The sequence below is a fragment of the Brachybacterium sp. AOP3-A1-3 genome, assembly GCF_052378285.1.
Taxonomy (GTDB): Bacteria; Actinomycetota; Actinomycetes; order Actinomycetales; family Dermabacteraceae; genus Brachybacterium.
In genome coordinates this window covers 334,454-348,129 of the sequence record NZ_JBQSXM010000003.1, presented here as the reverse complement: position 1 = coordinate 348,129, position 13,676 = coordinate 334,454, and the positions used below count along the sequence as shown (strand labels likewise).

9 protein-coding genes and 1 pseudogene are annotated in these 13,676 nt (G+C 61.8%); 9 read left to right on the top strand and 1 reads right to left on the bottom strand.

Annotation, left to right across the window (positions count from 1 at the left end):
- Window positions 1–3 precede the first annotated feature (3 nt).
- From ACT3T5_RS06810 to ACT3T5_RS06780, 7 genes are all read left to right on the top strand, one after another.
- On the top strand, window positions 4–1,086 hold the full coding sequence (locus ACT3T5_RS06810) for a taurine ABC transporter substrate-binding protein (protein WP_444593959.1): 1,083 nt from the start codon (window positions 4–6) through the stop codon (window positions 1,084–1,086).
- 38 nt (window positions 1,087–1,124) lie between these two features.
- Window positions 1,125–1,934 carry an ABC transporter ATP-binding protein gene (locus ACT3T5_RS06805; protein ID WP_444593958.1) on the top strand — a complete coding sequence of 270 codons (810 nt, stop codon included), beginning with the start codon at window positions 1,125–1,127 and terminating at the stop codon, window positions 1,932–1,934.
- A 118-nt stretch (window positions 1,935–2,052) separates the two neighbouring features.
- Window positions 2,053–3,924, top strand: coding sequence for a glycosyltransferase (locus tag ACT3T5_RS06800; protein WP_444593957.1), 1,872 nt, complete (start codon window positions 2,053–2,055; stop codon window positions 3,922–3,924).
- 154 nt (window positions 3,925–4,078) lie between these two features.
- Entirely contained in the window at window positions 4,079–4,810 is a 732-nt protein-coding gene (locus tag ACT3T5_RS06795) for an ABC transporter permease (RefSeq protein WP_444593956.1), read from the top strand.
- Entirely contained in the window at window positions 4,794–5,867 is a 1,074-nt protein-coding gene (locus ACT3T5_RS06790) for an ABC transporter ATP-binding protein (RefSeq protein ID WP_444593955.1), read from the top strand. Before ACT3T5_RS06795 ends, ACT3T5_RS06790 begins: the two co-directional genes overlap by 17 nt.
- 10 nt (window positions 5,868–5,877) lie before the next feature.
- Complete coding sequence (wecB, locus tag ACT3T5_RS06785; protein ID WP_444593954.1) at window positions 5,878–7,062, top strand: non-hydrolyzing UDP-N-acetylglucosamine 2-epimerase; 1,185 nt, start codon at window positions 5,878–5,880, stop codon at window positions 7,060–7,062.
- On the top strand, window positions 7,059–10,862 hold the full coding sequence (locus tag ACT3T5_RS06780; protein ID WP_444593953.1) for a glycosyltransferase: 3,804 nt from the start codon (window positions 7,059–7,061) through the stop codon (window positions 10,860–10,862). Before wecB ends, ACT3T5_RS06780 begins: the two co-directional genes overlap by 4 nt.
- A 10-nt stretch (window positions 10,863–10,872) precedes the next feature.
- Here the strand turns inward: ACT3T5_RS06780 and ACT3T5_RS06775 are convergent, their stop codons facing one another.
- Window positions 10,873–11,220: a hypothetical protein gene (locus ACT3T5_RS06775; RefSeq protein ID WP_444593952.1), complete on the bottom strand. Its 348-nt coding sequence runs from the start codon at window positions 11,218–11,220 to the stop codon at window positions 10,873–10,875.
- A gap of 465 nt (window positions 11,221–11,685) precedes the next feature.
- Between ACT3T5_RS06775 and ACT3T5_RS06770 the strand changes: the two genes are divergently transcribed.
- On the top strand, window positions 11,686–12,915 hold the full coding sequence (locus ACT3T5_RS06770) for a hypothetical protein (protein ID WP_444593951.1): 1,230 nt from the start codon (window positions 11,686–11,688) through the stop codon (window positions 12,913–12,915).
- A gap of 111 nt (window positions 12,916–13,026) precedes the next feature.
- Window positions 13,027–13,674 (top strand): annotated as a pseudogene (locus ACT3T5_RS06765) (DDE-type integrase/transposase/recombinase); the annotation flags it as partial.
- Between the last annotated feature and the right edge of the window lie 2 nt (window positions 13,675–13,676).

The following is a 13,676-nucleotide window of genomic DNA, read 5'->3' as shown; positions in this document are numbered from 1 at the left end:
CCTATGAATCCCCTTCCCACCAGGCGTCGCGGCATGGCGCTGCGCCTCACGGCGGCCGCGCTCGGTCTCACGCTGGCGCTGAGCGGCTGTGTGTCCTCCGGCCGCACCAGCCACCCGGACAACTTCGCCGGCGACGTCGCCTGCCCCGTCGACCCGGACCCGTCGATCACCACCACCGCTCGCGTGGGGTGGCAGGCGATCCCCAACGGGGACCTCGTGGTCAAGGACCTGGAGCTGCTCGAGGCGTGCATGCCCGAGGCGAACATCTCCTGGATCAAGATGAACTCCGGCGGTGACGCCATCCAGGCCTTCGGGTCCGAGTCGCTGGACATCTCCCAGGTGGGCTCGAGCCCCGCCGTGAAGTCCGCGTCCCCGCCGTTGTCCAAGGATGTCAAGGTGATCTGGATCAGCGACGTCATCGGCGACGCCGAATCCCTCATCGTGAAGGACCCGGACGTCGAGAAGCTCGCCGACCTGACAGGCAAGACGATTGCGGTGCCCTTCGGCTCCACCGCGCACTACTCCCTGCTCACGGCGCTCGGTGAGGAAGGCCTGACCGGGAAGGTGCGCGTCATCAACCTCGCCACCGACGCGATCCTCGCCGCCTGGCAGCGCGACGAGATCGACGCGGCCTGGGTGTGGGAGCCCACGCTCACCCAGCTGGTGGAGAGCGGTCACCCGATCCTCTCGAGCAAGGACAGCGCGGGCCTGGGCGCACCGACCTACGATCTGGTCGCCGGCACCGCCTCGTTCCTCGAGGAGAACCCTGACTTCCTGCGGATGTGGACCCTCGTGCAGGCCGAGGGCACCCGGCTGCTGACCGAGGAGCCCGACGAGGCCGCGGTCTCCATCAGCGTGCAGCTCGGCGTGCCGGTCGAGGACGCGCAGAAGCTGCTGGACGGCTACCTCTACCCCACGCTGCAGGAGCAGGCAGGGCCGGAGTACTTCGGAGGTGACGGACTGGCCGAGGCGTTCAGCGGCACTGACGAGTTCCTCGAGCAGCAGCGCGAGATCGACGCGCTCGCCGACAGCTCGGTGTATGCAGAGATGCCCTACGGCGATGCGATCGAGGAGGCGGCGAAGTGAGCGAGCAGCAGACGGGGACTGACGCGGCGGAGTCAGGCATGACAAGAACAGGCACGACAGGACCAGGCACGGCAGGGGCGGCTCCGGTCGTCACTCTCGACGGGGTCTCCCAGCGCTATGTCACCGACTCCGGGGACGTGGTCCATGCGCTCGCCGAGACGGATCTGCAGATCCCCGAGGGGCAGTTCGTGTGCGTGGTGGGGCCGTCCGGCTGCGGGAAGACCACGCTGCTGAAGATCATCGCCGGCTTCCTCGACCCCACCGGGGGCACCGCCCGCTACCGGGGCGAGCAGATCGGTGGCCCCGGCGCCGAGCGCGGCGTCGTGTTCCAGCAGCCCAACCTCTATCCCTGGTTCACGGTGCGCGACAACGTGGCACTGGGGATGCGGATGCGCAAGGTGGGGAAGAAGGAGCGCGCGCAGAAGGCGCAGGAGTACCTCGAGCTGGTGGGACTGCCGGACTTCGGTGATGCGAAACCCTATGAGCTCTCCGGCGGCATGCAGCAGCGTGCCCAGATCGCCCGCGTGCTCGCCAACGAGACCGACGTGATCCTCATGGACGAGCCCTTCGGCGCGCTCGACGCGATCACCCGCTCCCGGCTCCAGGGCGATCTGCTCACGCTCCAGCGCGAGCAGCACCGCACGGTCTTCTTCATCACCCACGACGTGGACGAAGCGGTGTTCCTGGGCGACCGGGTGCTCGTGATGAGCGCCCGCCCCGGCCGCGTCGTGCTCGACCAGGACGTCACGCTCTCCGCCGGCGCGGGCCGCGTGCTCGGCGAGGAGATGCGCAGAATGCCCGAGTTCATCGAACTGCGCGAGCGCATCGCGGGGGCGATAGAGCATTGAGGAATCACCGGTCAGTACCGCGAAGCAACGTGGCCTTTCGCATGGTCATGCTGTGCGACCTGCGGAGATGGCCCGTCGCAGGATCGGCACGGTCTTCTCGCTGGGTATTCTCAGACACGTGAACATTCCTGTTGCGCGTGGCGAGCTGAAGACGACATCGATCGTGTCGTCCGCGCAGCGAGCCCTCCGGAACGGAAGGCTTCTCGCGACGGCCGCGTTGCAGCATCTGGTCGACGATCCGGCACTTCTCGCCATCCAGGTGAGCAGGCGCCTTCCCTTCACTCCTCGGATGGCGGTGGGTCGGGCGCTGGAGCAGGCCGGCGCGATAGTGCCCGCTGTTGGTGCCCTGGGGTCCGTGATAGTCGGGCGTGATGCGCACGCCGAGCAGGCCGTCGAGCGAGCGAACGTCCACTCCGGGCGACAAATGTCCCGTCTGGCCGGTGAGGTGGCCATCCTCCTGGACCGGGTCGACCTGATCCCTTCCACCGCTCCTGCCGCTACACGTGCCCGTGCGGCCTGGTCCCGCGGAGGGATAAGCGAAGCGCTGGACGTCCTGGAGCGGGACGGGCAGCGCGACTCTCGCTACGCGCGCCGTCTCCGCAGCGAGCTACAGCTCCTCCAGCCGGGCTTCCGGCTCTCGACCCCGACACCCGCGCAGGAGTCTACGCCGACAGAGCGCCGCGACGGCGAGCCGCTGCGTGTGCTGCACCTACTGACTAACTCCTTGCCACATACCCAGTCCGGATACTCGCTGCGCAGCCACCGGATCCTGACCGCTCTGCGAGACCAGGGCATCGAATCGATCGCTCTGACCCGTACCGGGTATCCGGTGATGGTGGGTATCCCGACTGCTCATGACGAAGACATCGTCGATGGCATCCGTTACGTGCGCACCCTTTCTGCGCGGCTTCCGCGGACCCAGAAGGAGCGCCTCGAGGTAGAAGTCCACCGCGCTTTGCAGCTGGTCGACGAGTTCCGTCCCCATCTTGTGCATGTCACCACCAATTACTTGAATGCGCTGGTGGCCCAGGAGATCTCCACGAGGACCGGACTGCCGTGGGTGCTCGAGGTGCGCGGGTTGATGGAGAAAACATGGGTGGCATCGCATCGGAGCGAGGAGGGGCGTGCGGTCACCTCGCGTTCCGAACGTCGCCGTCTCATCGTGGCAAGGGAAAGCGAGCTGGCCCGCGACGCAGATGCAGTCGTGACCTTGTCGAAGACCATGGCTGATGAGCTCGCGGAGCGTGGGGTTGATCGGGAGTCGATCACACTGGTGCCCAACGGTGTGGACGATTCTCTCTTCGAAGACCACGTCAGCATCGGCCGCGCGAGGGAGATAATTGGGCTTCACAACACGCCCAATTTCGGTCAGGACGCTCTTCTCATCGGAGCGGTGAGCGCTCTGGTCGACTACGAGGGATTCGATGTGCTGCTTCGGGCTGCCGCACGGCTTATGGAGGATGAGCAGGTCCCTGCGGATCTGCGGAGTCGTCTTCGGATCGTCATCGCCGGAGAAGGAGTTTCGCGCCCTGGGCTGGACGCTCTCGCGGAGGAGTTGGGAATCCAGGATCGGGTTCTCCTCCCAGGCCGGATCGAGCGCGGAGAGGCGCGGCGATGGGTGGAGGCTCTCGACCTGATCGTGATTCCTCGGCTGGACATGGAGGTGACAAGGACGGTGACGCCGCAGAAGCCGGTCGAAGCCATGGCCCTCGGCAGGCCGCTAATCGTATCGGACCTCCCGGCACTGAGGGAGGCGGTCTCGCCTCCCGGCGGGCCCCCTGTGGCGGTCTGCGTGCCCCCGGGTGATCCTGAAGCTCTTGCTGAGGCGATCGAGAAATGGGCGGCCCCTCATTATCCAGTGCCTCGGGAAGGAGCCGATGGCCTTGCAGTAGCCCGGTCCCGATCATGGGGAGAACTAGTGAGACGATATAGCGGGTTGTACGAACGTGTGGCTGGGCAACGGAACGGAGGGCGGGGCGGTGGCGAATGACGTTAGAACTGCACGACAGATCGTCGAGGCTCTAGATGCTCGTGGACTGCAGGCCGAGGGCCTGAGCCCCGTGGGCGTCCGCCCCAGTCTCATCGAGTACCTCTCCCAGCTGTGGGATCGCCGTCACTTCATCTGGATGGACGCTCGCCACCGCGTGGCGACCCAGAACAGCAGGAACCGCCTCGGCGGCCTCTGGCTGCTGTTGCGACCAATTCTCGACGCGCTCATGTATTACCTGATTTTCGGCGTCATCCTTAGCAGGGTCCTTGAGGGGGTCGAGAACGTACCGGCGTTCATCATCGTGGGCATCCTGATGTTCCGTTCCACGATGCGAAGCATCAGCACGGGGCCGGCGATTCTGTCCTCAGGGCGCAGCATGATCCGGGCCTTTTCCTTCCCGCGGGCGTCCCTCGCGATCGCAGCGGAGCTCCGGGACACCCTGCAGATGCAGTACACGATCGCGGTCGTTCTGCTTCTGGTGATCCTGATCCCGCCGTACGAGTCTCCGGAGTGGACCTGGTTTTTGGTGCTCCCTATCTACGTCTTGCAGTTCTTCCTCAACCTCGGCATCTCGTTCTATACCGCACGGATCGGGTTCATGATCCCGGACGTCTCGCAGCTCATGTCCTTCGTGGGCCGTTTCATGATGTACGGGTCCGGGGTGATCTTCCCGATCGACCGATGGTCGGACCATCCGGCGATCATGGCGATCATCCAGGCGAATCCCGTATACCACATGATCGTCATGTACAGAGAAGTCATCATCGACGGCGTCGTCCCGGCCGCGGAGCATTGGATGGTGCTCGGGGCGTGGGCGGGCGGGTTGACGCTGTTCGGCTTCCTCTACTTCTGGCAGGGGGAGGCGACGTATGGCGACGAGCAGTGACGCGGAGGCGTCGGGCCGCAGCGACGGAGGCGAGTCGCCCAATGAGCGATGGCACGCGCCAGCCGAGTCCCCGGTGACCGTCGTGGCGCACAACGTCCGCATGCGGTACAAGGTAGTGCGCACGGATCGGACCCCTCGACCGGGTTTGCTCGGCAAGCTGACCCGAAAGCAGCACGTCAGCGTGTCTGCTCTCCGCGGAGTTTCGTTCACCGCGCGCTCTGGAGAGTTCGTAGGAATCATCGGGCGCAACGGGTCGGGGAAATCTACTTTGTTGCGCACGCTGGCGGGCCTTGAGAGCCCCAGTTCCGGCACCGTGATGACCTCTGCCAAGCCGGTATTGCTCGGAGTGAATGCCGCTCTCATTCCGGAGCTCACCGGCGCGCAGAACGTCAAGCTCGGGGCCCTGGCCATGGGACTGACCCCAGCGCAGGCGGATGAGATCTTCGAACAGGTTGTGGAAGTGTCGGCACTCGGAGAAGCGATCGATCTCCCAATGCGGACCTACTCGTCAGGGATGGGATCGCGACTCAAGTTCGCGATCTCGCTCGCCGCAGACCCATCCATACTGATGATCGACGAAGCGCTGGCCACGGGCGATGCCACATTCGCCGAGCGATCCAAGCGTGCGATGGACGAGATGCTTGAGAAGGCTGGCACGGTGTTCCTAGTCAATCACGCTGCGCAGACCATCGAGAGCATGTGCTCGCGCGCAATTTGGATGGAGCGCGGCCAAGTCGTTCTCGACGGTGATGCTGTCGAAGTGGCACGCAAGTACCGATGGTTTGCTCATAACCTTGCTCAGGGCAATGAAGAGACCGCCGCGGATCTTCTCCGCGAGGCCGTTCTCGACGGCGAGCCTAGCCGGCGAGTGGGTCAGCTCGTCCTCGACGCAGACCCCGAGCGAGCACCGTCGGCGATGAACGCCGAAGATGTCCCCGATTTCGAACCGGACCCCTTCACCAAGGTCTATGACCGGAGAAGGCTCTCTCCCAAGAAGTCGTTCCCCTCAACCATTCTTCCCAATATTGATGACTCACCGAGACAGACGCGACGCTGAGGAGCACAACATGACACTGCGCATCATGACCATCTACGGCACCCGCCCGGAAGCGATCAAGGTCGCCCCCATCATCAAGGCCATCGAGGCGGACGGGGAGCTCGAGAGCATCTGCGTGGTCACCGGACAGCATCGCGAGATGCTCGACCAGGTCAACACCGTGTTTGAGATCGTCCCGGATCACGATCTCAACATCATGAGCGAGGGCCAGACCCTGAACGGCATCATTACCAAGGTTATCTCCGGGATCGACGAGATTCTCGAGATCGAAAAGCCCGATGCCGTGATCGTCCAGGGCGACACCTCCACTGTGATGGGCGCGGCCGTGGCCTCTTTCAACCGCCAGGTCCCGGTGATCCACCTGGAAGCTGGTCTTCGCTCCGGTGACATCAACTCGCCTTTCCCCGAGGAAGCGAACCGCAAACTTACCAGCCAGATCGCTGCCCTCCACCTCGCTCCGACCGAAAGCTCCAAGGCGAATCTGACCCACGAGGACATCAGCGAGAACAACATCGTGGTGACTGGCAACAGCGTGATCGACTCGCTGATGTTCGCGACCAAGAACCTCAACGTGAGGTTCGCGGACAAGCGGCTCGAGGCGCTGCAGAAGGCGAAGGATGCTGACACCGCCGGCCGGGTGCTACTCGTGACCGCTCATCGCCGTGAAAATCTGGGCTCGGCCATGGAAGATATCGGTTCTGCGGTGGCCGGCCTGGCCCGCAGATACCCCGACCTGACCGTAGTGTTCCCGATCCATAAGAACCCTAAGGTGCGCGCAGCGATCCGTCCTGCCGTTGAGGGTCTGGAAAACGTCCTGCTCATCGAACCGCTCGCCTACGCCGAATTTACCCAGGCGCTGAACCTTGCAGACATCGTCCTGACCGACTCGGGAGGCGTGCAAGAAGAGGCGCCGAGTCTCGGCAAGCCTGTTCTCGTCATGCGCGAGAATACCGAGCGCCCGGAGGCCGTTGTCTCGGGGACGGTCAAGCTGATCGGTACGCACCGTCAGCGCCTCGTCGATGAGGTGGCTCTGCTACTGGACTCCGAAGGGTCCTACGCCGCTATGGCGAATGCCGTGAACCCGTACGGTGACGGCAGGGCTGCAGAGCGAACTGTCGCGGCAATTAAGTGGAAGTTCGCGGATGCCGAGCGCCCCGAGGACCTCGGGTCCGAGCCGCGGAAGGAACTGTCATGATCCGAAGAACTGTCATCGCCTTGCTTGTCGCCACTAGTATCATTGGGGTCGCGGCGCTCATTCTGTTCGCCTTGGGCATCATGACGAGTTCCGCGTCGGCCGCAGTGGTCGGAATGGTGCTCTTAGCTGTCGACGTCGCGCTCGCCATCGCCGGGCTTATCGTTGTAAGCAAGCGTGCAACGCGACGGCTAGATGGGATGGCGACTCGAATGTCCGGGCTGGACGCGCGGCTGCACGAAGAAGAGCGTCGCGGCCGCACCGAGGCCGTGCAGGCCACTGAACGGCAGGCGGAGGCATCGCAACGCCTGGACTCTATCGGAGGCATGGCCGCCCGGTCCCGCGCCGAGCTGCGGATCCTCCGCCGGCGCGTGCCGGCGCACTTCCTGGAGGGCCTCGAGACTTCGGTGACCGATCTAGGCACTCGATCCACCATGCCCCGGCGACTGGCCTTCGAATCGGCGTTGCAGCTTGGACGGGCGCCGGCCACCCTCATCGATCAGGACGAGGCACGTGCGCTCTACGCGGAGTACGTCGAGCGCGGTGATTACCTCGCCTTGCGCCCGCTGATCGAGAATTTCGACGTGCTCACGGGCCAGCGCCTCACTGACCTGCGGATGCTGTTCCAGTTCTTCCGCCGTACGGGTTATTGGGACCTCGCCGCTCGCGTCGCGGGATGCCTTTACGACGTCACGGGCCGAGACAGCGATCATCTGGCCGTCGAAAAGATGCAACAAGAGATCACTGTGTTCCGTGAGCCGACGCTTGTGAGAGCTGATTTGCCGGACGGGGAAGCATATGACCCCGCCGGCCCCATCATCCACATGGTGGGGCGTGTTCTGCCTGACACGCAGACCGGGTACACGCTGCGCACTCAGTACACGGCGTCCGCGCAGGCCGCCCGCGGCCTTCGACCTGTGATCGTGGGCCAGAGCGGCATCATGCGAGAGCCCTCCGCGGAACGTCAGTATTACGAGGTCGAGGGTATTGAATATTTTGTCCTGCCGGGCCGGCGTCGCAATGAATACTTCTTGGATGAGTGGCTCCGATCCAATATGGAAGAGTTCGCCCGTGTGGTGCTCGAGTTGCGGCCGAGTATCCTGCACGCGCAATCAGACTTCTTCAATGCTCTGATCGTCGACGTGGTGGGCAAAAGGTATGGGATCCCCACGGTGTACGAGTCACGAGGGTTCTGGGAGGAGTCGTGGCTTTCGCGCATCGTCAACGCGAGCGGCTGGGCCCGCGACCAGGACGCTCGTTTTAGCATCTATGGCCGCCCGCCCGCGTACGAACTGCGGAAGCAAGCCGAGGAGTCGGCGCGACTGCTGCCCGACCATGTGTTCACACTCGCCGAGGTGATGCGTAACTACATCCTCGAGTCCGCCTCCGGGGCGATCGACCCCGATCGTGTGACCATCGTTCCCAATGCGGTCGACACCGACGCCTTCCCGGTCCAGGAGCGGGACGAGGACCTCGCCGCTCAGATCGGTCTCCCGGAGGGTTCTGTCACAATTGGCTACATCTCTTCGATTGTTGAATACGAGGGCATCGACACGCTACTTGAGGCGTTCCGCATCGCCCAACTGTCCAGCGGCGTCCCCATGTGTCTGCTACTCGTTGGCGACGGCGACTATACGTCGACACTGCGCCAGCACGCCGCCGATGCGGGGATCGCGAACGTGTACTTCACCGGTCGAGTTCCCCACGAGGACATCTTGCGCTACTACGGTCTCATCGACGTTTTCGTGGTTCCGCGCAAAAAATCCGACGTTACCGATCTAGTGACCCCCCTCAAGCCATTCGAGGCATTCTCCACCGGGCGCACTGTTGTCCTCTCCGATGTGGGGGCGCTGCGGGAGATCGCTACCCAGTGCCAAGCGGTGGAACTATTCAGGGCGGGCGACGCCGAGGATCTCGCACGAGTTCTGCAGCGACTATTGGTCGATCCCGATCTCCGTGGTGATCTCGCATCTCGTGCCGCAAACTGGGTTCGTAATCACCGCACGTGGCTCGGCAACGTGGGCGAGTATTACCGTGTGTATCGCAAGCTCGGGTATGACGGGCCACGGAACGCGCTCGTGGAGGCTGAGCTCGCGTTGGCCGCCCGCCATCTCAATGCAGGCGAGATAATCCAACGCATGGCCGAGACAGATATTCCGCGTCTTACAGGATGGTTCTCGCTCGAGGCGATGCGTCAGACCGCGGACGATATCGTCGGCGAGGGTTGGCGCTACAAGTCCTTCGAGCCCGTGAAGGTCACTCAGATCGAGAACTGGTCGATTTACGGTGCAACGGATCGCACGTGGGGCTTCAACGTCCATACACTCGCGTTTCTTGAGCCTCTCTTGCGAGAGTACGACAAGACCGAAGACGTCGAGTGGCTCCGGACCGCCCTCCGAATTGCATTGAACTGGATCGCTGAACATCCCGACGCCGATGCTGACGACGACCCGATGGCGTGGTACGACATGTCGCTCGCTTTGAGGGTGCCCTATCTACTGGCCCTCACTCTTCGCGTTGCGCAGTTTCCAGAACTGCGGGACGGAGCCGTCATCCTCGCCGAGGAGTTGTCCCGCCACCTCGATGAACTGCACCGTGATCGGGCATTCAACGCCAACAACAATCACGGCTTTTACACGGCGGCTTCCCAGTTGCACATGGCGCGATTTGCGCCGTGGTTCGACTTGGTCGGCTCCGCTCGGGCTCAGGGTGAAGAGCGTATGCGCAAGATGGCGGCCACCCAGTTCGCTTCCGACGGTGTCCATCTAGAGCACTCGCCAGACTATCATCGCATGTTGCTCAGATCGTTCGAACGGGCCGTCGAGGACGGGCTCATCACGGATGACGAGATCAGACTCCGCATCTCCCGCGCTGCTAACGTCCTGGGCTGGATGGTCCAACCCGATGGAAACATCGTCCAGTTCGGGGACTCGCCGGAGACCAGAATGGTCCTCAAGAACGCAGCGTCGATTGACCCGGAAACGCTTTTCATCCTCAAGAATGGCAAGGACGGCACGCCGCCCTCGGTAGAGATGAAGGTTTTTTCTGAGGGCGGCTATGCTTTCGTCAGATCTCCGCTTCCAAAGGCAGCCGGCGATCTCGAGAAATCCGGGTATATCGCGTTCAGCGCGGCGTTTCACTCGCGCGCGCACAAACACGCCGACGATCTCACCCTGGTCTGGTATGACCGGGGTCAGCAAATCCTCACGGATTCGGGCCGTTACGGGTATGGTGAACTGCTGCCTCCGAACTCACCGCTTCGGAACGAGGGTTTCTACTACGCCTCGACGGAGCGCCAGTACTTCGAGGGCACTATGGCGCACAACACGCTCATGGTCGACGGGAGGAATCAGGACCGCCGCAAGCGAGCGCCATATGGCAGTGGACTGACGGAGTGCGCGCAGGGCGACGGCGTATTTGACCTGTCCGCGCGGGTGCATCACACGGACTACATCCACCGGCGTCGACTCGTGTTTCGGCCCGGAGACGAGCTGTTGATCAAAGACTCGGTGTTCTCGCAGTCGCCGGACACTCGCGAGGGCGTTCTCTGGAGCAACATCTCGGGTCACTTCGAGCTGGAAAAGGCGGATGATGAGATCATTTTCGTTTCCACCGGCGAGAACTCGATCCGTCTGAAGATCACAAGCTCGGGTCGTCTCATCGAACCGGTGCGAGGTCAGATGAATCCCATGCGTGGCTGGCGCTCGCGCCAGGACCGGTCAATGGAACCGACGTGGTCTGTCGGGTTCGCCTTTCCGATAGAGGTCCGAGCATCTGTGACCACGCTGTTTAAGATCCTGTGAGCGATTGGTGTCATTGGTCCAGGTCTCTTTGTGGCGCCGAGCCCAAAGGTTCCCAGTGGCTCGCCGTTAAAGTTTCGTTGCAGTTGAATTTGGTGTTGAATTTCTCGGGAGTCTTGGTCCAGACGAATGGGAGTTTTCGATGGTTCCAGCCGGTGATGAAATCACGGATCTTGGTGACGAGGTCGCAGGCGAGAGTGGAGGTCCCGCCGTACTGGTTTCGCCGCTGGTAGTAGCTCCTCGCGATGACGTTGAGCTCGCGACAGGCCGCGGCGACGTCCGCGCCATAGGCGAGTACCCGGTCTGCCTGACCGAGCTTCTGGGCAGCCTGTTTGGGGTAGTTTCGGTTACCGTTCGACATGCTGGGGCTAGTCTTCCTATCCGCAGCCGCCGGCACCAGAGCGACTCTCGTAACACCTGGGCCGAATATCCGGATCAGACCATTGTCACCAAAGTCTTTACACATAACTGTCACCGATGTCGCTGAATATGACAGCTCGGATGCGGGGAGTCGCTATACTATGATGGGCTGACTCGCGTCTGGCAAGCGCTGGTCGAGTCGGTCGTTCCCGCAGAATTGATGGAAGAGCAATGTCCAGAAGGGACTTAATTTAACTTGAGTGTTTCATATCCATCAGCATTTTTGCCTGAAGTAGTCAGGCAGGGGTACGGGTCCGGCGGGCTCTCCACGTACACAATCGCGCTTGAAGCCTGGCGTCGCGGACTGACCGTCACGTTCCAAGACCACATTTCAAACTTATATGAAATTAGCGATGGGCGCCAGGTTATGTCCATGAGCCAATCGCGGCCAATTTCCTTAACTGGAGTGGCTGACCTCAAAAAGCTCGTAAATAAGGAACTTACGAAGCAGCTAATGAAGGCAGCGGGGATCCCAGTTCCCGCGGGCATACTTATCGATGCAAATGCTGGAGATTGGCGGGAGGTTGAGCTGTTTGTGCGGTCGGTGGGATTCCCGCTGGTTCTAAAGCCAAATGCGGGCAGCACTGGGAGGGGAGTACTTACCGGCATTAACTCTCACGAAAGTCTCGTCGCAGGCTATCACTATCTGGTAAATGAACTAGGGGTATCCAATATTGTACTCGAAGAGCATTGCGATGGCGAAGATTTTCGTATTTTAGTAATCGGAGATAGGGCGGTTGCTGCATGCAAGCGCATTCCTGCGAATGTGAGCGGCGACGGAGAGTTGTCGGTACGAGAGTTGATTAGCCGTAAAAATAAGTCAAGAAGCTCTAACCCTTTCCTTAGTAAGGGGTTGATTGAAGTCGACTATGAAGTTTTACAACGCCTCTCAGAAGAGAATTTGACTCTGAATTCCGTTCCCGAGAAAGGTCGATATTTAGCGTTGCGCAGGGCAGCTAATGCGTCCGCGGGAGGCGACGTCGTTGACGTCACGGACGTTCTTCCCGGGGCTATTGCTGAGGCGGCGGTGCGAGCGGTTCAGGCCGTACCGAATATATTCATTGCAGGCGTAGATGTTCTCTGCGCGAAAGACTGGGATAAGCCAAGCCCTGACTTCACCGTTCTTGAAATGAATCCACGCCCCCAAATCGGCGTAAACATGTACCCCACCGAAGGTGCGGGGCAAGACGTACCGAGTGCGTATCTTGATTTCCTTTTTCCGTCCAGTAGTCGTTCTGGCATTGAAAGCGATGAGAGGGTTGCATACGAACTTGCGCTTTTAAAGCCATCACTTCGGTCTGGATTTGCCGCATCAGTGGAACTCACTCCGTTTCCCGAACATCGCTATAAGTCGCGCAAGCTATATACATATGAGATTCGGAGACAGGGGGCAAAGATCGATAAGGTTCAGCGGGATCTGATCCTTCGCACTGCCCGAGAGGGTCAAATGGCCGGATACCTTAAGGCTACGGAAGCGGGGCTTCAGTTGCTGGTCTGTGCAGGCGATAGCGTCGCCTTATCTAAACTTCGAAGCGTTTGCGAGGGAATTTTGGACGGATCTATATCCGATGTCAAGGAGGTTTCGGACTGGGGTGGCCCCGTAGTCACCGGTTTTAGAATTGATGCGAAACTGTGATTTCTTTTGCGCTTGTGTGATGTCGCAGGACATCGGTGACAGTTCTGCCTCAGGACATCGGTGACACTTCGAGGGTTCTTGGTGGTGACACTTCGTCGGTGAAAATGGGCGGTGAGCAGAAACGAGCCCGTCGATCCCGCTGTCCGCCTCGCCATCTTGCGGTGGCCTGATGACGCTTCGCGCGGGTCGGTGAGCACGTTCTGCGTCGAGCATGGAATCTCTCGCAAGACGTTCTACGTGCTGCGGGCACGTACCCTCGCGGACGGCCCTGCTGCTGTGCTCGCACCCCGCTCCAGACGCCCCCAATCCTCCCCGGTCCAGCTCGGTGAGTAGGTGAAGGTCCAGGCTGTTCAGGTCCGAGCCGCGCTCGAAGCATCCGGGCTAGATCACGGTCCGATCATCGTCCACGACCGGATGAAGACGATGGGCCTGCCGGCACCGTCGGTCGCGGCGATGGCGCGGATCTTCCGCGAACGGGGTGTGGCACGGGTGGAGCCGAGGAAGCGGCCACGTGCGTCCTGGTGACGGTTCGACTATCCGGCACCGAACGCTTGTTGGCAGCTGGATGCGATCCAATACGTCCTGGCCAAAGGCCGGGCCTGCGTGATTTTCCAGCTCCAGGACGACCATTCCCGCCTCGCAGTCGCCACCCAGGTGGCTGGCAGCGAGATCGCTGAAGCAGCGATCGCGGTATTAAACAAAGGCACCGCGGTCTATGGGACCCCGCAGCGGCTGCTGACCGATAACGGAATCGCGCTGAA

What these genes read in the sequence shown, in the direction of transcription:
- ACT3T5_RS06780 (WP_444593953.1), top strand. Translation starts at nt 7,059, where the DNA reads ATGATCCGAAGAACTGTCATCGCCTTGCTTGTCGCCACTAGTATCATT.
- ACT3T5_RS06790 (WP_444593955.1), top strand. Translation starts at nt 4,794, where the DNA reads ATGGCGACGAGCAGTGACGCGGAGGCGTCGGGCCGCAGCGACGGAGGC.
- ACT3T5_RS06810 (WP_444593959.1), top strand. Translation starts at nt 4, where the DNA reads ATGAATCCCCTTCCCACCAGGCGTCGCGGCATGGCGCTGCGCCTCACG.
- ACT3T5_RS06775 (WP_444593952.1), bottom strand. Translation starts at nt 11,220, where the DNA reads ATGTCGAACGGTAACCGAAACTACCCCAAACAGGCTGCCCAGAAGCTC.
- wecB (WP_444593954.1), top strand. Translation starts at nt 5,878, where the DNA reads ATGACACTGCGCATCATGACCATCTACGGCACCCGCCCGGAAGCGATC.
- ACT3T5_RS06805 (WP_444593958.1), top strand. Translation starts at nt 1,125, where the DNA reads ATGACAAGAACAGGCACGACAGGACCAGGCACGGCAGGGGCGGCTCCG.